General features: G+C 65.1%; 20 protein-coding genes. 13 read left to right on the top strand and 7 right to left on the bottom strand.

Features of this window, described 5'->3' with window-relative positions; all coding sequences use genetic code 11:
- Positions 1 to 5: 5 nt before the first annotated feature.
- Positions 6 to 299 (top strand): translation initiation factor IF-1, encoded by a 294-nt coding sequence (gene infA, locus ACZBJS_RS11965; protein ID WP_016842649.1) that lies wholly within the window; start codon positions 6 to 8, stop codon positions 297 to 299.
- Positions 300 to 578: 279 nt separating this feature from the next.
- Positions 579 to 791, top strand: a complete 213-nt coding sequence (locus ACZBJS_RS11960; RefSeq protein ID WP_016842648.1) for a cold-shock protein — start codon at positions 579 to 581, stop codon at positions 789 to 791.
- 120 nt (positions 792 to 911) lie between these two features.
- Here ACZBJS_RS11960 and ACZBJS_RS11955 read toward each other — a convergent pair whose 3' ends face one another.
- The 5 genes from ACZBJS_RS11955 to ACZBJS_RS11935 all read right to left on the bottom strand — a co-directional run bounded on the left by ACZBJS_RS11955 (position 912) and on the right by ACZBJS_RS11935 (position 5,285).
- On the bottom strand, positions 912 to 1,541 hold the full coding sequence (locus tag ACZBJS_RS11955) for a TadE/TadG family type IV pilus assembly protein (RefSeq protein ID WP_225645084.1): 630 nt from the start codon (positions 1,539 to 1,541) through the stop codon (positions 912 to 914).
- 8 nt (positions 1,542 to 1,549) lie between these two features.
- Positions 1,550 to 2,119 (bottom strand): TadE/TadG family type IV pilus assembly protein, encoded by a 570-nt coding sequence (locus tag ACZBJS_RS11950; protein WP_168858010.1) that lies wholly within the window; start codon positions 2,117 to 2,119, stop codon positions 1,550 to 1,552.
- A 171-nt stretch (positions 2,120 to 2,290) separates the two neighbouring features.
- Entirely contained in the window at positions 2,291 to 2,797 is a 507-nt protein-coding gene (locus ACZBJS_RS11945) for a pilus assembly protein N-terminal domain-containing protein (protein ID WP_057016118.1), read from the bottom strand.
- Between the two features lie 196 nt (positions 2,798 to 2,993).
- Positions 2,994 to 4,439, bottom strand: coding sequence for a hypothetical protein (locus tag ACZBJS_RS11940; RefSeq protein ID WP_316395958.1), 1,446 nt, complete (start codon positions 4,437 to 4,439; stop codon positions 2,994 to 2,996).
- A 15-nt stretch (positions 4,440 to 4,454) separates the two neighbouring features.
- Positions 4,455 to 5,285 (bottom strand): sterol desaturase family protein, encoded by an 831-nt coding sequence (locus ACZBJS_RS11935; RefSeq protein WP_316395959.1) that lies wholly within the window; start codon positions 5,283 to 5,285, stop codon positions 4,455 to 4,457.
- Positions 5,286 to 5,565: 280 nt separating this feature from the next.
- On the opposite strand from ACZBJS_RS11935, the gene ACZBJS_RS11930 reads away from it, so the two are divergent.
- The 9 genes from ACZBJS_RS11930 to ACZBJS_RS11890 all read left to right on the top strand — a co-directional run bounded on the left by ACZBJS_RS11930 (position 5,566) and on the right by ACZBJS_RS11890 (position 14,317).
- Complete coding sequence (locus ACZBJS_RS11930) at positions 5,566 to 5,730, top strand: Flp family type IVb pilin (protein ID WP_016842642.1); 165 nt, start codon at positions 5,566 to 5,568, stop codon at positions 5,728 to 5,730.
- Between the two features lie 172 nt (positions 5,731 to 5,902).
- On the top strand, positions 5,903 to 6,427 hold the full coding sequence (locus ACZBJS_RS11925) for an A24 family peptidase (protein ID WP_028334676.1): 525 nt from the start codon (positions 5,903 to 5,905) through the stop codon (positions 6,425 to 6,427).
- A 127-nt stretch (positions 6,428 to 6,554) separates the two neighbouring features.
- Positions 6,555 to 7,349, top strand: a complete 795-nt coding sequence (cpaB, locus tag ACZBJS_RS11920) for a Flp pilus assembly protein CpaB (RefSeq protein WP_076824885.1) — start codon at positions 6,555 to 6,557, stop codon at positions 7,347 to 7,349.
- Between the two features lie 2 nt (positions 7,350 to 7,351).
- A complete protein-coding gene (locus ACZBJS_RS11915; RefSeq protein WP_141341582.1) occupies positions 7,352 to 8,830 on the top strand; it encodes a type II and III secretion system protein family protein in 1,479 nt (492 codons plus the stop codon).
- A gap of 8 nt (positions 8,831 to 8,838) precedes the next feature.
- On the top strand, positions 8,839 to 9,591 hold the full coding sequence (locus ACZBJS_RS11910; protein WP_316395960.1) for a CpaD family pilus assembly protein: 753 nt from the start codon (positions 8,839 to 8,841) through the stop codon (positions 9,589 to 9,591).
- Positions 9,588 to 10,856, top strand: a complete 1,269-nt coding sequence (locus tag ACZBJS_RS11905; RefSeq protein WP_463438725.1) for a CpaE/TadZ family protein — start codon at positions 9,588 to 9,590, stop codon at positions 10,854 to 10,856. The genes ACZBJS_RS11910 and ACZBJS_RS11905 overlap by 4 nt, the downstream gene beginning before the upstream one ends.
- Before the next feature lie 24 nt (positions 10,857 to 10,880).
- On the top strand, positions 10,881 to 12,344 hold the full coding sequence (locus ACZBJS_RS11900; RefSeq protein WP_057016114.1) for a TadA family conjugal transfer-associated ATPase: 1,464 nt from the start codon (positions 10,881 to 10,883) through the stop codon (positions 12,342 to 12,344).
- 11 nt (positions 12,345 to 12,355) lie between these two features.
- On the top strand, positions 12,356 to 13,333 hold the full coding sequence (locus tag ACZBJS_RS11895) for a type II secretion system F family protein (protein WP_057016113.1): 978 nt from the start codon (positions 12,356 to 12,358) through the stop codon (positions 13,331 to 13,333).
- A 9-nt stretch (positions 13,334 to 13,342) separates the two neighbouring features.
- Positions 13,343 to 14,317, top strand: coding sequence for a type II secretion system F family protein (locus tag ACZBJS_RS11890; RefSeq protein ID WP_038387579.1), 975 nt, complete (start codon positions 13,343 to 13,345; stop codon positions 14,315 to 14,317).
- A 171-nt stretch (positions 14,318 to 14,488) separates the two neighbouring features.
- Here ACZBJS_RS11890 and ACZBJS_RS11885 read toward each other — a convergent pair whose 3' ends face one another.
- Positions 14,489 to 15,286, bottom strand: coding sequence for a tetratricopeptide repeat protein (locus ACZBJS_RS11885; protein ID WP_057016112.1), 798 nt, complete (start codon positions 15,284 to 15,286; stop codon positions 14,489 to 14,491).
- Positions 15,287 to 15,489: 203 nt separating this feature from the next.
- Here ACZBJS_RS11885 and ACZBJS_RS11880 point away from each other — a divergent pair, with 203 nt between their 5' ends.
- Entirely contained in the window at positions 15,490 to 16,866 is a 1,377-nt protein-coding gene (locus ACZBJS_RS11880; RefSeq protein WP_316395961.1) for a leucyl aminopeptidase family protein, read from the top strand.
- The gene (locus ACZBJS_RS11875) at positions 16,859 to 17,701 is read left to right on the top strand and encodes a C40 family peptidase (RefSeq protein ID WP_316395962.1); all 843 of its coding nucleotides are present in this window, start codon (positions 16,859 to 16,861) and stop codon (positions 17,699 to 17,701) included. Before ACZBJS_RS11880 ends, ACZBJS_RS11875 begins: the two co-directional genes overlap by 8 nt.
- A 103-nt stretch (positions 17,702 to 17,804) precedes the next feature.
- Here the strand turns inward: ACZBJS_RS11875 and ACZBJS_RS11870 are convergent, their stop codons facing one another.
- The gene (locus ACZBJS_RS11870; RefSeq protein WP_316395963.1) at positions 17,805 to 19,430 is read right to left on the bottom strand and encodes an ABC transporter ATP-binding protein; all 1,626 of its coding nucleotides are present in this window, start codon (positions 19,428 to 19,430) and stop codon (positions 17,805 to 17,807) included.

Genomic DNA, 19,430 nt, shown 5'->3' with positions numbered 1-19,430 from the left:
AACATATGGCTAAGGAAGAGCTGATCCAGTTCGAAGGACTGGTGACCGAAATCCTCCCCGACGCTCGTTACCGGGTGCAACTCGATGCCGGGCACGAGATCGTCGCCTACACCGCCGGCAAGATGAAGAAAAACCGCATCAAGACGCTGGCCGGCGACCGCGTTACGATCGAAATGTCGCCCTACGATCTCGAAAAGGGGCGCCTGATCTTCCGGCACAAGGACGAACGTCCGAGCGGCGCGCCCGGCGGCCCGCCGCGGGGCGGAGCCCAGCGCGGCGGCCAGTTCCGCCGCCGATAAGCGGGGTGTTGCAACCGCTGCGGGCATGACGTCCTGATGTCCTGCGCACAATTGGCCGGCGGCTGCGCCGGCCAAAAAATCGCGCACGTCAGGATTGTTTTCAGGATTGTTTTGAAGCCTTCTATCGAATAATATCCTACCCATCGATTTTCGGCCGGACGACATTAGCCAATACCGGTACAGCCGGTTCAGACGCTGACGACCCTTCCAAAAATTCGATCTCACCACCCCGCCGATCAGCGGGTCTTGAACTTGTATATCTGAGAAGGGACTACCCACGTGAGCATGGGAACCGTGAAGTGGTTTAACGCGACCAAGGGCTACGGCTTCATCCAGCCGGATGAAGGCGGGAACGACGTGTTCGTGCACATCAGTGCAGTCGAGCGCGCCGGCCTTGGCACTCTGCGTGAAGGCCAGAAGATCTCCTACGAGATCGTGGCTGACCGCCGTTCCGGCAAATCCTCGGCCGACAATCTGCGCGCCGCCGGATAAGCCGATTTCCCGGGAGCGCGAAGCTCCAGGAAATTGTCGCTAAAGCATCAAGGGGCCGCACCTTCGGGTGCGGCCCTTTTTGTCCGGATTGCCAACCGGCGTCCGCGTCGTTCGAAAGCTCTAATAGGTCGAGCAGGTCGTCGGCATGGTGGCGGACGTCGGGGCGTAGAACACGCAAACCGACTGCCGCGGCCTTGTGAAGGCGACATCGGTGAGATTGATGCCGCTCTTGGCCATCACATAGCCGACCGTCGGAACGTATTTGTAGCTGACTTCGCTGAAGATCAGATAGGTGCCCGCAACCAGCAGCGCCGCCGGAACGACGCTGGTCACGACATCACCCTGGCTGCGGCTCGAGGCCGTCAATGTGGCCTGCGTGGCGCCCGTGGCCATCACCCCCGCCTTGCTCCACTGGATCCGCGCGACCTTCGAGGCATCGACGTAGATCTCCGACAACGTGACCTTGGTCGGCGTCGGATCGTACGGCGTCATGATGCCGACGCTGGCACTGAAGAAGTTCTGCAGGTCGGCATCCACCACCTGCGTCGACTGCGAGGTCAGGTCCGACGCGGCGCGCGCCATAAGCGTGACCTTGCGGTCGACCGCGACACCGGATGAAAACTCGACGGTGCCGAAGAACAGCACCAGCATCAGCGGCAGGACGAAAGCGAACTCGACGGCGGCAAGGCCCCGGCGGTCATTGCACAGGGCCACGACGGAGCGCAGCAAGGCCGCTGCCTGGGTTTTCATGACGTTGCTCATGAGCATGTCGCCCCGGCAGTCCCGGATGGCTCATTCTTGAATGTCGCGGTCGCGGTCAGCAGCCGCTTGCCATTGGCGAGGTTGGCGACATTGAAGCCAAGCTTGGTGACGAACAGCGGCCACTGATAGAACAGCCGGACCACCACGACGTCGCCGTCCTTGCCGGGACACCATTTCATGGCCGGAATGAATGCGTTGTTGGAATCGATTGGAGGCGCGATGTTGACGCTGCTGAAGCCCGTCGCCGCGGGGTAGCTGCGCACGTCGACCGATATGCCATTGGCGCAATCGAACAGCGGGTTGACCTGGCCGCAGACGTAGTTCTTGAACTGCTGCTGGGTATAGCTTGCGCCCTGCGCCTGACCGGTCATGATCATGCGCGCAGAATCCTGCGTCACCGTCTCCAGCACCTGGCTCGCGAAGAAGATCATCGCCACTTCGATGATCGCAAACAGCAGTCCGAAAAACAGCGGCGCGACCATCGCGAATTCGACCGCGGTCGCGCCACGGCGGTTTCTGCGAAAGCGATGGAGGAGGCGCGTGAAAGAATGAGCGGGTAGCGGCATCAACGACCCCGGATCAACATGGCGGCAACAACTACCCAAGACTCATTGTCGAAGTATTTCGCCGGATCGAGACAGGGCCACCCGATCCGTCAGGCCTTTCTTAACCATGTCGGATGAACCGCCTGCGGCAGGCGGCTGCCCCGGCGTGCGAAGCGCCGGCGCGGACACGCGCTAGTTCTGCGGCTTCGCGGCCGCGCCCGAGCCGGAGGCCTGGCTGTTGAGCGAGCCTGCCTGGTCCATGGTCGACTTGAAGTAGGTCTCGCCGTCGCCGAGGGTGATGCGACGCTGGCAGACCGGCATGCAGCTGTAGGTCTCGCGATCGACGCCGCGATAGACGGTGACAAGCTGGTCGGTCGGACCTTCGACCTGGATCTGGCGATCCACCAGCACCTGGCCGGTGCGGTCGAGTGCGATGAAGTTGGTCGCGCCGTAGCCCTTGCCGGTCACGACGACAACGCCGCCATTCTGCAGGGTGACGTCGGCGATCAGCGGGTTGCCGACCACGATGGTGGAAATGCCGCCGGGCAGCTTGACGAGCTTGGCCTGATCGACATTGACCGCAATCCGGTCCGGATCCGGCGCGGCCGTTGCGAATGCGGGCCACAGCAGAACGGCTGCGGCCAGCGAGATGAATCCAATGCGCGCGACGGCGCCAATACGCTGGAATTGAAACGACATACCTTACCCCGGGACGTTAACAAGCCGGCAAAAGCGATACGCAGCGGACCGGCGCCCGACGCAGGCAAATCTGACGGCAATTCATTTAAGAAGAGCAAAAATCGACCGCTGAATTGCGCGGATGTCACGACTTCTGGAACGGATCGACCAACGGCCCGGTGATCCCGCGGAAAAACGTCCCGGCGGGGACCGCCGCCTAGCCAGCACCACGCACATGCACCACCACGCGATCGTCGGCGTAGAGGCGCTGCCATCCATCGATGTGATCGAGAAACTTGGAGGCGGGCGTTGCCGGATCGAGCATCACCGCATCGATCCTGTAGGTCTTGAGCAGGTCGAGGAAGCCGTTGACGTCCTTGAGCTGGAGCGCACGATAATAGGCCATCTCGAATTTCTCGCCGTAAAGCTCGGCACGGCCGTCGACGAACACCGGCACCTGGCGCCAGATCAGATAGCCGCCGAACTGCAGATCATTGAGCACGCGCTGCACGTTGTGCGCCTTCAGCGCGTCGACGGCGGCAGCGGGCGAATGGATCGTCGGCGGCGACATGTCCCGACGCGCCGCGATGAACCAGGTCGCGGCGCAGAGCACGGCGATCAGCATCACGGCCGGCGTGGCCTTCAGCCGGACCACGCTTGCGGCACGCAGGCCGAACTGGGTTGCCACCGGCGTCAGCACAGCCAGCGGCAACAGCAGGGCGAAGAGCTCGAGATTCCTGACATGGGATAGCGCCATGTGCAGCAGGCCCAGCGCCAGGGCGATCCGCGGCAGCGGCAGCTTCACCCCGCAATAGAGCGCCCCGCCGATCAGGCCGAGAATGGCCAGCTCGAACGCATCGACGTGGCTGAAACTCGCCGGCATCCACTCCGTGATGAGATGCAGCAGTTCACCGAGGCTGAGAATCTTCAGCGAGGCGAGGATCGTCCCCCAGCCATAGGGCGTCACGCTGCACGCGGCCAGCGCGCCGAAGCCGAATGCGGCCCAGCGCAGCGCCAGCGGCAATCTTTGCGCCGGCGCGGCGTTCCACAGCGCATCGAGCGCGAAGGCGCCGGCCAGCACCAGGCCAAACAGAAAGCCGCCATGCAGATTGGCCCAGAGCGCGATCAGCGGCAGCAGCCAGAACGAGGGGGCCTCGCGGCGTTCGCTGGCGACCATCAGGCCGTTCGCCCAGACCATCATGATCGGCAGCGCAAGCAAATGCGGACGGGCCAGCAGATGCCCGCAGGTCAACACTAGCGCCGCCAGCGCGATCAGGCTCGCATGGATTGCCGGCAGCGCACGGCCGAGGATGGCGGTGAGCAGCGCGAAGGTGGCGGCACCGCAGGCCGCGGCCAGAACCGCAGGCCCGGTCCACCCGGCAAGGTCGTAGGCCTTCGCGAACAGGACCTGCGCCAGCCACGACGACGACACCCAAGGCTCACCCGCTTTGGTGAAGGAATAGATATCGACCGACGGCAATGCGCGGTGGTCGAGGATCCACCGGCCGACGGCAATCTGCCAGTAGGTGTCGGAATCGGCGAGCAGCCTGTCGCCGACGACCAGCAGCAACGCATAGACGCCGCACGCCATCCAGAACCAGGCCGGGACTTCGGCGAACACCGAGGCCCGCGCCTGTGGGACGGTTGCGGTCTCAGCACTCATGCGCGCGCAGTCCGGTCAATGACGGAACGGATAGGCCAGCTGTCCGCCGATTTCGGCCGGCACGCCCTCCTCGGCGTCGACGCCGTAATCATCCGGAAGCTTGCCTTCGGGCATGCGGAATGTCCCGAACAGAATGTCCCAGAGCGGAAACGTGCCGGCGAAATTGGTGTCGCCACCCTCCTCGAGCGCGGTGTGATGCCAGCGATGGAACACCGGCGTGGCGATCACATATTTGAACGGGCCGAGCGTCCAGTTCAGGTTGGCGTGCACGAAGGCGGAATGGAATGTGGTGAAGGGACCGACCCACAGCATGATGTTCGGCGAGATGCCGGCCATCAACAGGATCACGTCGACCGAAATCGTGCCGATCAGCAGATTGACGGGATGGAAGCGCGCCGCCGAGATCCATTCGAGATCCTCGGAGGAATGATGAATGGCGTGGTACTTCCAGAATCCGCCGCCGTGAAACATCCGGTGCAGCCAGTACAGCATGAAGTCGGAAGCGACCAGGAAGATGATCGATTGCAGCCAGAGCGGCAGCTGCGCCAGCGGGCCGTGTCCGTTCTCGTAGAACGAGATCAGCTCGTCGGCACCGTGCACATCGAACACCGCGGCCGCGCCCACCACCAGCAGCCCGATCCGCAGCACGCGGGCGAATACCGGCACGAAGAACCAGTAGCAGATGTCCGTGACCAGCTCGCGCTTCTGCCACCACGGCTTGCCGGGATTGCAGGCCCAGAAGTGGGTCAGCACCGTGAAGAACAGCGCGAGGCCGATCGTGATCGGCACCACCCTCATCATCGTCTGGCCGAGCATCTCGATGACTTCGATCGGGAGGGTGGACATGGCAGCCTCATACTACGGAAGCCCCATGGGTATAGATGTGCGCTTAAGGAGCCGTGAATAGGCGCCGGATGTCTGGTCGCAGCAACAATCCGCAATTTTCGCGGACCGTTTAATGCCAAATTTACTGTGCGCAACATCAGCGGGTTCCCGCAGAGTTTATGCGATCAAATTAACTGCGCCGAAATCGTCCAACACTAGGGTGCCGCAATGGTCACGGTGCTGAGAACGCCGGCGAGACCAAATCTAGTTCGACCAGCCACGTGTACACAGGAGTGATTTTATGAAGAACCTCGTTTCGCGCTTCGTGAAGGACGAATCGGGCGCGACCGCCATCGAGTACGGCCTGATCGCCACCGGTATCGCCATCGCGATCATCGCTGCAGTCAACGGCGTCGGCACGAAGCTCTCGGGTACCTTCAACTCGATCTCGGGCTCGCTGAAGTAAGCCGGCTTCGACGAATTCGCATCAAAGGTCCCGGCAATCCCGGGACCTTTGCTATTTGTCGGGGGCCGATCGGCAGCCTCTGTTGAAGGTGCCGGTAATCCTTTTCCGATTGTTCACCATTGGCCGCTAGCGTCGGGTCTCGACCGCAGCTCCAGCTTGACGGCATGAATTCATGATCCTCGACATCGCACGCTTGATGCTGTTTCCGGCCCTGATGGCCTTTGCGGCGGCGAGCGATCTCCTGACCATGACGATCCCGAACCGGATTTCGCTGGCGCTGGTGGCGGGCTTCTTTGTCCTGGCGCCGCTGACCGGGATGGGCGTCCACGAGATCCTCACCCATGCCGGCGCAGGCGCGCTGGTTCTGGTGGTGGCGTTCGGCATGTTCGCGATGGGCTGGGTCGGCGGCGGAGACGCCAAGGTCGCGGCCGCGGCCAGCCTGTGGTTCGGGTTCGAGCACCTGCTGCCCTATCTGGTCTTTGCCTCGCTGTTCGGCGGTGCGCTGACCGTGCTCTTGCTGCAGCTGCGGCAATGGCCATTGCCCTACCCGCTCGCGTCCCAGGCCTGGCTCAGCCGCCTGCACGACAAGCAGACCGGAATTCCCTACGGCATCGCACTCGCTCTCGGCGCCCTCCTGATTTATCCCGAGACGGACTGGATCAAGACGATCGATCTCGCGCACTTCGCCATGCGCTGAGAAAGCAGCGGTAACCGCCCGTTAAGGCGATTTAGATACGCCTCATTAACCATGCTTTGACGAATAGCTGGTCAACTCCCATCACGGCGGCGGCAGCGTCGCGGCGTCATGTGGAAAGTGAAGCGTAATGGATAAGGCCCGCATTCTGGTCCTGGCAATTGCAGGCTGCGCCGGCCTTGCGGCGCTTTATTTGGCGAGCGGAAGCGACGACAAGCCGGCGGCTCCTCCGCCAGTTGCGCAGCTGCCGACCGTCGACATCCTGGTCGCGCGCTCCGACATCGGCCTCGGCCAGGCAGTGAAGGCCGAAGACCTGCAGTGGCAGACCTGGCCGGCGGCGACCGCCAGCGCCAGCTTCATGCGCAAGGACAGCCACGCCGACGCCATCAAGGACGTCACCGGCTCGATCGCGCGCGCCCCGTTCATCCAGGGCGAGCCGATCCGCGAGCAGAAGCTCGTCAAGGCCGACGGAAGCGGCTTCATGGCCGCGATCCTGCCGACGGGCATGCGGGCGGTATCGACCGAAATCTCTCCCGAGACCGGTGCCGGCGGCTTCATCCTGCCGAATGACCGGGTCGACGTCCTGCTGTCGAAGCGGGACAAGAATCCCGACCGCAACGGCGCCGACATCGTCAATTCCGAGGTCATCCTGACCAATATCCGCGTCCTTGCGATCGACCAGGCGCCGAAGGAGAAGGACGGCACCAACGCACTGATCGGCAAGACAGTGACGCTGGAGCTGAAGCCTGACCAGACCGAGACGCTGGCGCGGGCGCGCCAGAGCGGCGTCCTGTCGCTGGCGCTGCGCAGCATCGCCGATAACAACGGGACCGACGTCAGGATCGAGGACAACCACCAGAGACGCGGTGAGACGATCAACGTCATCCGCTTTGGCGTTGCCAACCAGGCAACGATGCAGAAGTGACCATGAGGACACAGGTGATGAAGGGCGGGGCAACTCAACGGACGATGCGGGCCTTCATGGTCCGCGCATTGTCGTTCTCGGCCGTCGCGGCGCTCACGCTCAACCCGGCACTGACGCCGGTGGTGGCGGGCGACTACCGCGCCGCTCCCGCCGCGGCCGACGGCCAGATGAATGCCCGCTTCCTCTCACTCGGCGTCGGCAAATCGGTGGTGATCGATCTGCCGAGGGACATCAAGGACGTGCTGGTCGCCGATCCCAAGATCGCCAATGCCGTGGTCCGCTCGGCGCAACGCGCCTACATCATCGGCGCGACGGTCGGCCAGACCAACATCGTGTTCTTCGACGCCGCCGGCCAGCAGATCGCGGCCTATGACATCGCGGTCAAGCGCGACCTCAACGGCGTGCGCGCGGCCCTGCGTGCAGCCCTGCCGAACGCCGATATCCAGATCGAGGGTGTCGGCGAGGGCGTCATGCTGACCGGAAGCGCGGCGAGCCCGATCGAAGCGCAGCAGGCCGGCGAGATCGCCACGCGGCTGGTCGGCAGCGCTGACAAGGTCGTGAACTCCATCACGGTTCGCGGCCGCGACCAGGTGATGCTGAAGGTGACGGTCGCCGAAGTCTCGCGCAGCCTGATCAAGCAGCTCGGCATCGACCTCACCGCGAACCTCAACTACGGCACCACCGTGGTGAAGTTCACCAACAACAACCCGTTCACGGCGAACAACGCACCGCTGGTGCCCGGCAACGCCCTCACCACTTCGTTCGGCGCGGCCCCATCGGTGTCGGCGACGCTCCGCGCCATGGAAAGCGCAGGCGTGGTGCGGACACTCGCCGAGCCGAACCTGACCGCGATCTCCGGCGAATCGGCGACCTTCATCTCGGGCGGCGAGTTTCCAATTCCGACCGGCGTGACCTGTCAGACGACGACGGGAGGCGCGATCGGGAATTGCGTTCAGACCGTCAGCTTCAAGAAATTCGGCATTTCGCTCAACTTCACGCCCGTGGTGCTGACCGAGGGACGGATCAGCCTGCGCGTGATGACGGAAGTGTCGGAAGTCTCGACCGAGAATTCGCTGACCGGCGGCGCCGGCGGAACGACGATCCCCTCGATCAAGACCCGGCGCGCCGAGACCACGCTGGAAATTCCTTCGGGCGGCTCGATGGCGATGGCCGGCCTGATCCAGGACCAGACCAAGCAGGCGATCAACGGCCTTCCCGGACTGGCGTCGCTGCCGGTGCTCGGAACGCTGTTCCGCAGCCGGGACTTCGTCAACAACCAGACCGAGATGATGGTGCTGGTGACGCCCTATGTTGTTCGCGCGGTGGCACAGAAGGACCTGTCGCGTCCGGATGACGGCTTCGCCAACGCGTCCGATCCGCAGGCCGACCTGCTCGGCAGCATCAATCGCGTCTACGGCGTGCCCGGCCGCACCGAGCCGGCGCGGAATTACCGCGGCACTTACGGCTTCATTACGGACTGAGGCGGACGATGACACAGACCACATCCAGGACATCCGCCGGTTACCAGCGCGGCATCGCTCTCGCCGGAGCGCTCGTCAGCCTCGCGATGACGCTCGGCGCCTGCCAGCACGCCGCCGACAACAGTTTCGCGATGGTGAACGCACCGGCCGACTATCGCCAGCGCCATCCGATCGCGGTCACCGAGGCTGATCGCTCGATCGTGGTCTTCGTCGGCCGCAGCCGCGGCGGCCTGACTGCGGAGCAGCGCGCCGAGGTGATGGGGATGGCGCAGGACTGGATGCGCGAGGGGACCGGCGCCGTCACCATCGACGTTCCCGCCGACACGCCGAACGCACGGACCGCCCAGGAATCGCTGCGCGAGATCCAGGCCACGTTCACCGCCGCCGGCGTGCCGCCGCGCGGGATCCTCGTTCGAAAATACCATCCCGAGGATCCGCGCCAGATGCCCGCGATCCGCGTGAACTATCCAAAGATGAAAGCGGTCGCCGCGCCGTGCGGCCTCTGGCCGGAAGATCTCGGCCCGTCGATCCACAACGGGTCCTACATCGAGAACAAGCAGTACTACAATTTCGGCTGCGCCAATCAGCGCAACCTCGCAGCCATGGTCGAAGATCCGACCGACCTCGTGCAGCCGCGCGCGGAGACCCCTGCCTATACGTCGCGTCGTAACATCGCCTTCGACAAGTATCGCAAGGGCACCACCACCGCCACGAGTTATCCCGAGTCCGACAGGGCCAAGCTAAGCGACACAGGAAAATGATCACCTACGCGCAGCAAAACTCCGAAGAGCAGACGGACGCCCCGCCGCAGGCCGTGGACGACCATATTGCTCCGGCGCCAAGGGTTTCGGTCCAGGCGTTCTGCGAAACGGTCGAGACCGCTGCCGCCGTGCAGTCGGCGGGCGAAGATCGCCGGCTGGCCAAGGCTCACCTCAAGATCCAGATGGGCGGCATGGCGGCCGCCATCGAGGCCTATCGCTCGGCGCCGACGCCCAACGTCATCATCCTCGAGACCGAGGGCCGCGGCGACATCCTGGCTGGCCTCGATCAGCTCGCAACAGTGTGCGACGCCGGCACTCGTGTGGTCGTGATCGGCTGCGTCAACGACGTCACCCTGTATCGCGAGCTGGTGCGCCGCGGCGTCAGCGATTACGTGATCGCGCCGGCCCATGCGATCGACGTGGTGCGCGCGGTCTGTAACCTGTTCTCGGCACCGGAAGCCAAGGCGGTCGGCCGCATCGTCGCCGTTGTCGGTGCCAAGGGCGGCGTCGGCGCCTCGACCATCGCCCACAATGTCGCCTGGGCGATTGCCCGCGATCTGGCGCTTGATTCCGTAGTCGCCGACCTCGACCTCGCCTTCGGCACCGCCGGCCTCAACTACAACCAGGATCCCGCGCAGGGCATCGCCGACGCCGTGTTCTCGCCGGACCGCGTCGATACCGCCTTCGTCGACCGCCTGCTGTCAAAATGCACCGACCATCTGAGCCTGCTGGCGGCGCCGGCGACACTGGACAAGGTCTACGATTTCGGCGCCGAGGCATTCGATGCGATCTTCGATACGCTGCGGACCACGATGCCCTGCATCGTGCTCGACGTGCCGCATCAATGGTCCGGCTGGACCAAGCGCGCATTGATCGCGGCCGACGACATCCTGATCGTGGCGGCGCCCGACCTCGCCAATCTGCGCAATGCCAAGAACATGTTCGACCTGCTGAAGGCCTCGCGGCCCAACGACCGCGCGCCGCTGTACTGCCTGAACCAGGTCGGCGTGCCGAAGCGTCCCGAGATCGCGGCCGGCGAGTTCGCCAAGGCGATCGAAAGCCAGCCGATCGCCGCCATCCCGTTCGATCCGCAGATCTTCGGTTCGGCGGCCAACAACGGCCAGATGATCGCCGAGATTTCCGCCAACCACCGCGCGGTCGAGATGTTTCTGCAGATGGCGCAGCGGCTGACAGGCCGCGGCGAGACCAAGAAGCCGAGGGGGTCCTTCCTGTCGCCCCTGCTCGAAAAGCTGCGGTCCAAATAGTGGTCCGCGTGGAGTCAAGACGTCGTGTTTGGTAAGCGTAGCGGAAACGATGGGGACGTGCGGGCACCCAAGCCCGCGTTTCAGGCGCCGGAGCCAGCCGGCGCGCCGGCGATGTCGCGCGAGTCCGTCGCACCGGCGATCTCGTCGCCGCCGCTGGCACCCAGCAAGCCACCGCCTGCCCCCGCCGTCGAAGCCCGCCGCTCCGACAACTACTACCAGGTCAAGGCGACGATCTTCGGCGCCCTGATCGAGGCGATCGACCTTGCCCAGCTCGCCAAGCTGGACAGCGAATCGGCGCGCGAGGAAATCCGCGACATCGTCAACGAGATCATCGCGATCAAGAACATCGTGATGTCGATCGCCGAGCAGGAGGAGTTGCTCGACGACATCTGCAACGACGTGCTCGGCTACGGCCCGCTGGAGCCGCTGCTGTCGCGCGACGACATCGCCGACATCATGGTCAACGGCGCAGGCACCGTGTTCATCGAAGTCGCCGGCAAGATCCAGCGCACCGGCATCCGCTTTCGCGACAACCAGCAGCTGCTCAACATCTGCCAGCGCATCGTCAGCCAGGTCGGCCGGCGCGTCGACGAATCCTCGCCGATCTGCGACGCCCGCCTCGCCGACGGTTCGCGCGTCAACGCCATCGTGCCGCCGCTGGCGATCGACGGGCCCGCGCTCACCATCCGCAAATTCAAGAAGGACAAGCTGACGCTGGAGCAGCTCGTCAAGTTCGGCGCGATCACCCCCGAAGGGGCGACCATCCTGCAGATCATCGGCCGCGTCCGCTGCAACGTGATCATTTCCGGCGGCACCGGCTCGGGCAAGACCACGCTGCTGAACTGCCTGACCAACTATATCGAGCACGACGAACGCATCATCACCTGCGAAGACGCCGCCGAGCTTCAGCTGCAGCAGCCGCATGTGGTGCGGCTGGAAACCCGGCCGCCGAACATCGAGGGCGAGGGCCAGGTGACGATGCGCGAACTGGTCCGCAACTGCCTGCGTATGCGCCCGGAGCGCATCATCGTCGGCGAAGTCCGCGGACCCGAAGCGTTCGATCTGTTGCAGGCCATGAACACCGGCCACGACGGCTCGATGGGCACGCTGCACGCCAACAATCCGCGCGAAGCACTGTCGCGCTGCGAATCCATGATCACCATGGGCGGCTTCTCGCTTCCGTCACGCACCATTCGCGAGATGATCTGCGCCTCGGTCGACATCATCGTGCAAGCGGCGCGCCTGCGCGACGGTTCGCGCCGCATCACGCACATCACCGAGGTGATGGGCATGGAAGGCGACACCATCATCACCCAGGATATCTTCCTCTACGACGTGGTCGGGGAAGACGCCAACGGCAAGATCATCGGCAAGCACCGCTCGACCGGCATCGGCCGCCCGCGCTTCTGGGAGCGTGCGCGCTACTACAATGAAGAGAAGCGGCTTGCGGCGGCGCTGGACGCTTCCGACGCCCCGGCGCCGGTCTAGGGGAACGTAGGATGCAGGCGCAAACTCTGGCTCTCGCCTTCCTCGCCGCCACGACGGTCGGCGGCATCGCTTGGGTCTTCCTGTACCCCTACCTTTCGGGGGAGAAGAAGGCCGAGTCGCGGCGCGCGTCGGTGGCGCGCAGCGAACCCACGACGACACGAAACGCCGACCGCACGCAACGCTCCCGCCGCGAGCAGGTAGAGGGATCGCTGAAGGAGCTCGAGGCGCGTCGGCAGAAGGACAAGAAAGTCCCGCTCGGCGTGCGCATCTCGCAGGCCGGACTGGAGTGGTCGGAGCAGAAATTCTGGATGATCTCCGGCGCCCTTGGCCTGTTCGGGTTCGGCGTGGCCTTCATGGTTGGCGGAGGCCTGCTCGGCGCGGCCGGCATCGGCTTTGCCATGGGTCTCGGCCTGCCGCGCTGGGTGCTCGGCTTCCTGAAGAAGCGGCGGGAAAAGGCGTTCCTGAAGTCGCTGCCTGACGCCGTCGACGTCATCGTGCGCGGCATCAAGGCCGGCCTGCCGCTGTTCGAATCGCTCAAGGCGGTCGTCAACGACGCGCCGGAGCCGCTGCGCAGCGAATTTCTCGCCATCATCGAGACCCAGGCGATCGGCATGCCGCTCGGCGAAGCCTGTGCCCGGCTCTACGAGCGGATGCCGCTGCCGGAGGCCAACTTCTTCGGCATCGTGATCGCGATCCAGCAGAAGTCCGGCGGCAATTTGTCGGAAGCGCTCGGCAACCTGTCGCGGGTGCTGCGCGACCGCAAGAAGATGGCCGAGAAGATCCAGGCGATGTCGATGGAAGCGAAGGCCTCCGCCGCCATCATCGGCTCGCTGCCGCCGATCGTGATGATCCTCGTGTTCCTGACGACGCCGGACTACATCGCCCTGCTGTGGACCAATTCGATGGGCCAGCTCATGCTGGTGGCCTGCGCGATCTGGATGTCGATGGGCGTGCTGGTGATGAAGAAGATGATCAACTTCGATTTCTGACGGTGCAGCATGATTGATATTCTGGTCGCCAAGCTCCACGACGTCAGGTTTATGACCATGCTGCTTGCCTTCTTCGCGGCAAGCGCGACGGTCTACACGCTGGTGATGCCGCTGCTCGCCGGCGGCGATCTCAACAAGCGCATGAAGGCGGTCGCCAGCGAGCGCGAGCGCCTGCGGCAGCGCGAGCGCGACCGTCTCTCCAAGTCGGAAAAGGTGACGCTGCGCCAGACGCCGAAGCAGGCCGTCTCCAAGATGGTGGATGACCTGAACCTCACCAAATGGCTGGCCCAGGAAGCGGCGATCGAGAAGCTGGTGATGGCGGGCTATCGCGGCCACGCTCCGTATGTCTATTTCCTGGCAGCGCGGGCGGTCACGCCGATCCTGATGCTGATCGGCGCGATCATCTATACGTTCTTCATTGCCGGCGCGAACTGGTCGCTCACGCTCAAGATCGGCATTTGCGTCGGCGCGGCCTATGCCGGCCTGCAGGCGCCGATGCTGTTCCTGAAGAACGCGATCTCCAAGCGCCAGCTCCAGATCAAGCGCGCGTTCCCGGATTCGCTCGACCTGCTGCTGATCTGCATCGAGTCGGGCATGTCGGTCGAGGTCGCGTTCCGGAAAGTGGCCAACGAGATCGCCGGGCAATCGGTCGCGCTGTCGGAGGAGTTTGCGCTGACGACCGCAGAACTGTCCTATTTGCAGGATCGCAAGACCGCCTACGAGAACCTGGCGCGCCGCACCGGCCTCGAAGGCGTGAAGTCGGTGTGCATGGCCTTGCAGCAGTCCGAACGCTACGGCACGCCGCTCGGCCAAAGCCTCCGCGTGATGGCGCAGGAAAACCGCGACATGCGGATGAACGAGGCCGAGAAGAAGGCCGCGGCACTGCCGCCCAAGCTGACGGTACCGATGATCCTGTTCTTCCTGCCCTGCCTGTTCATCGTGATCCTCGGCCCGTCCTACATCAAGATCGCCACGATGCATTGAGTTGCCTCGCCTGCGCCGGCTGCCTCTCTCCTTCCCTCTGAAAGGGGGAAGGCCGGGATGGGGGTCAGCCGCAGACACCGCTCCTCGTGGAGAGATGATCCCCACCCGCTTTGCTCTCACGAGCAAAGCGACCTCCCCTTTTCAAGGGGAGGTGGAGCTGCCGCGTTTGGTTTAGTCGTCCTTGGCGACGACCGGCGCCGCACGCGACGCGGTCCGCGGGCCGTCCTTGCGGTTCAGCATGTCGCGGAGATAAGCGACGTTGGCCGCGGCCTCATCCGACGGCAGGTCGGCCTTGACGATCGTTTCCGCCTCCGCGAAGCGGCCCTGCAGGCCGACGACCAGCGCAAGGTTCTGCCGGATCCGGGTGTCGGCGCGAGCGCTGGCGTAGGCCTGGCGCAGCGTCTCTTCCGCTTTCGGCAAATCCTTGGTCAGCATGTAGGACAAGCCTAGATTGGACAGCACCGACGGCTCGTCCGGAGCCAGCCTGAGCGCACTGGCGTAATAGCGCCGCGCCTCCTCGTGCCGGTTCATCTTGTCGAGCGTGGTGCCCTGCACGGACAGGATCCGCCAGTCCGGATTGTCCGGGCTGTGCGCGCGGCTCAGCACGTCGAATGCAGCCTGCGAATTGCCGTTGTCGGCCAGCGCGCGGCCATAGGCGGCGAGCAGCGCCTTGTTGCCGGGGTTGGCGATCGTGGCCTGCTCGAGCACGGCGCAGGCCTGCGAGCGCTGGCCGGTCATACGCAGGGCCTGGCCGTAGGCGACCGCGGCAGCGACATCCTTGGGATTCTTGCGATAGCGCTCGCCATAGGCCTCGACGGCCCGGCGCGGATCATCGGGCGTGGGATCGGACCGCGACGTGATCGATCCCGCCACGTCGGACATGGTCTGGCAACCGCCAAGCCCTGCGGCCAGGACCGCCAGAAGGGCTGCGGAAGCAAGATGCCGGGTCAGATTGGACTGTCGACACATGGCACTGTGACTCACGAAATCGGGCGAACGGTTCCAGCCGAGCGTGCCAGCAATAGACTGTTAACCCTAACGTCTGGTTAACTGGCGGCGCCGGCAGCCGACGCTCCGGTTCCGGCCTGCACGGCGCGTGAACCGTTGGCGCGCTACCATCCGTGGCGAAAGGCGTGTAGTAGCCCACCAACGACGCCAGAACCGAGAGCCGCATGCCATCCGTGTTCGAGACCGCCACGACCGCCGCCACGCCGATCACTTTCGTCACCAAGGCGACATGGGATGCGATTCAGGGCGAGCTGCCGGCGCCGGCGCGCCAGTTCGCGGCGGCCAATGGCTTCGTGGCCAAGGCGGGAAAATTGCTCGTCCTGCCGGCGGCAGACGGCGGCATCGCGCAGGTGCTGTTCGGTCTCGAGGACGCCGACCACAAGGCGCGCGATCCGTTCCGGCCCGGCGCCCTGCCCGGCCTGCTGCCGCCCGGCGTCTACCGCTTCGCCAATGCGCCGCACGACACCAGACTTGCCGCGCTCGCCTTCGCGCTCGGCTGCTACCGCTTCGGCCGGTATCGCACCAACAAGGCTCCCGAAGTCCGGCTGGTGCCGCCCGACGGCGTCGACACGGCGGAGATCACCCGGATGGCGGATGCCGCGGCGCTGGCGCGCGATCTCATCAACACGCCGTCCAACGACATGGGACCGGCCGAGCTCGCCGAGGTGGCGCGCGACCTCGCGACGCGGTTCGGCGCTGCCTTCAATTGCATCGACGGCGACGAGCTCGCCCAGAACTTCCCGCTGATCCACGCCGTCGGCATGGCGTCGACGCGGTCGCCGCGATTGATCGAGCTGAGCTGGGGCGACCCCGCCCATCCGAAGGTGACGCTGGTCGGCAAGGGTGTCTGCTTCGACACCGGCGGGCTCGATCTCAAGCCTTCGAGCGGCATGCTCATCATGAAGAAGGACATGGGCGGCGCCGCCAACGTGCTGGCGCTGGCCCAGATGGTGATGGACGCGAAGCTCAAGCTGCGGCTGCGCGTGCTGATCCCGGCGGTCGAGAACGCAGTTGCCGGCAACTCGTTCCGCCCGCTCGACATCTTCAAGTCGCGCAAGGGCATCACCGTCGAGATCGGCAACACCGACGCCGAAGGGCGGCTGGTGCTCGCCGACGCGCTAGCGCTCGCCGACGAGGAGACGCCCGATCTTTTGGTCGATCTGGGCACGCTGACCGGCGCCGCGCGGGTGGCGCTGGGCCCGGATCTGCCGCCGTTCTACACCAATGACGAGGCGCTCGCCGGCGACGTCGCATCTTGTGCGAAGAGCGAGAACGACCCGCTCTGGCGGATGCCGCTGTGGCCGGCCTACGACGCCTGGCTCGACTCCAAGACCGCCGACATCACCAACGCACCGTCAGGCGGTTTCGCGGGCTCGATCACCTGCGCGCTGTTCCTGCAGCGCTTCGTCGAGCACGCGAGAAGCTGGCTGCACGTCGACATCTACGGCTGGACGCCGTCGGCAAAGCCCGGCCGTCCCGAAGGTGGCGAGTGCCAGGCGGCGCGCGCGATCTACAAATTGCTGAGCCAGCGCTATGCATGACCCCCGTCTGACACCGGCCCGCGACGACCTCGCGGCGAAGTATCTGGAGGGCAAGGTCCAGGCGTTGCGCTTCGTCGAAGGCGAAGTGCTCGAGGTCGGCGACGCCATCGCGCCGCTACGCCAGGCGCCGGCAAGCGATGCCGAACAGATGACGCAGGCGCTCCGGGGCGAGCGCGTCACGGTGTACGATCGCAACGGCGAAGGCTGGGCCTGGGGCCAGCTCGCCGATGACGGCTATGTCGGCTGGATTCCCGAGGCCGCGCTGGCCAAGCCCGGCGCCACGCCGACGCACAAGGTGACGGCGCTGCGCACGCTCGCGTTTCCGGGCCCGTCGATCAAGCTGCCGCCGGTCGAGGCGCTGGCGATGGGGACGAAGCTCGCCATCGTCCGTGAGGACGGTGCGCTCGCGGTGACCCGCGAGGGCTGGCACCTGCCACGCCGGCATCTCGCGCCGCTCGACACGATGGCAGGCGATTTCGTTGCCATCGCCGAGCAATTCGTCGGCTCACCCTATCTGTGGGGCGGCAAATCGAGCCTCGGGATCGATTGCTCAGGCCTGGTGCAGATCGCGCTGACCGCCGCCGGCACCGGCTGCCCGCGCGACAGCGACATGCAGCAGGAAGGCCTCGGCCGCGAATTGACGGCGGCGGAATCCAAGCAGCTGCAGCGCGGCGACCTGATCTTCTGGAAGGGCCATGTCGCCATCGTGCGCGACGCGACCACGATCGTGCACGCCAACGCGCATCACATGGCAACGGTGGTGGAGAACACGCAGGCCGCGATCGCGAGGATCAGAGCGGCCGGCAGCGAAGTCCTGGCGATTAAGCGGCTTTAGCCCATCTTGTAGGATGGGTAGAGCGAAGCGAAACCCATCAAGCTGCTACCGCGCGGAAAAAAATGATGGGTTTCGCTGCGCTCTACCCATCCTACGAAGCTCGTTACGTCGCCACCGCCCCGTCGCCGGCCGCTTCGATGCGAAACGCGGCGGCGAACAGCGCGCGGGTGTAGTCGCTCTTCGGATTCTTGAACAGCTCAGAGGCCGGTCCCTCCTCCTCCACCTTGCCCGATTTCATCACGATCAGATGGCTCGCCAGCGAGGCGACCACGCGCAGATCGTGCGAGATGAACATGTAGGTGAGATCGCGCTTGCGCTGCAGGTCGCGCAACAGGTCGACCATCTGAGCCTGCAGCAGCATGTCGAGCGCGCTGGTCGGCTCGTCCAGCACGACGAAGTTCGGCTCCAGCACGACCGCGCGCGCGATCGAGATGCGCTGGCGCTGGCCGCCGGAGAATTCGTGCGGATAGCGGAAGCGCCAGTCCGGATCGAGCCCGACATCCTTCATTGCCTTGATCACCCGCGCCTCGCGCTCCTCGCGCGACAGCTGCTTCTGGTGCACCTCAAGGCCCTCGGCAATGATGTCGGCCACCGACATGCGCGGGCTGAGCGAGCCGAACGGGTCCTGGAACACGATCTGCATGTCGCGGCGGAACGGCCGCATCGGCTTGAAGCGCAGGCCCTGGATGTCGTTGCCGAGGAAAACGATCGGACCATCTGACGAAATCAGCCGGAGCAGCGCGAGCCCGAGTGTGGTCTTGCCGGAGCCGGATTCGCCGACCACGCCGAGCGTCTCGCCCTTGCGCACCGCGAGGCTGACGCCATCGACCGCCTTGATGTGGCCGACGGTCGAGCGCAACAGCCCGCGCTTGATCGGAAACCAGACCTTGAGATTGTCCGCCGACATCACGACCGCTGCGCCTGGCTGCGGCGGCGCCGGATCGGGCTTCGGCTCGGCCGCGAGCAGCGCCTGGGTATAGGCGTGCTTCGGCGCGGTGAAGACCTGCTCGACCGGCCCCTGCTCGACGATCTTGCCGTTGTTCATCACGCAGACCGTGTCGGCGATGCGGCGGACGATGCCGAGGTCGTGGGTGATGAACAACAGGCTCATGCCGAGCCGCGCGCGGATCTCGGCCAGCAGCGCCAGGATCTGCGCCTGCACGGTGACGTCAAGCGCGGTGGTCGGCTCGTCCGCGATCAACAGATCGGGCTCGTTGGCGAGCGCCATCGCGATCATCACGCGTTGGCGCTGGCCGCCGGACAATTGGTGCGGATAGCTCTTGAGCCGGGTCTCCGGCTCGGGGATGCCGACCTGGCCCAATAGCTCCAGCGTCCGCGCCCGCGCCGCCGCGCCACTGACGCCCCTGTGCAGGGACAGGATCTCGCCGATCTGGGTCTCGATGGTCTGGAGCGGATTGAGCGAGGTCATCGGCTCCTGGAAGATGATCGAGATGTCGTTGCCGCGAACCTTGCGCATCTCCTGGTCGGACGCGGTCAGGAGGTCGCGGCCGCGGAAGCGGATCGCGCCTGAGGGATGCGAGGCCGTCGGATAGGGCAGCAGCTTCAGCACCGACAGCGCGCTGACGGATTTTCCCGAGCCGGATTCGCCGACCAGCGCGACGCACTCGCCGCGCTTGATCGAGAACGAGATGCCGTCGACCGCAAGCGAGCGGCCGAAGGCGACCGAGAGGTCGCGGACATCGAGCAAAGGCTGGTTGATCGCGTCCAT

The organism is Bradyrhizobium sp. KZN70725 (genome assembly GCF_055264925.1).
Note: the sequence above shows the minus strand (reverse complement) of the source record. Positions and strands in the feature narration are given on the sequence as shown.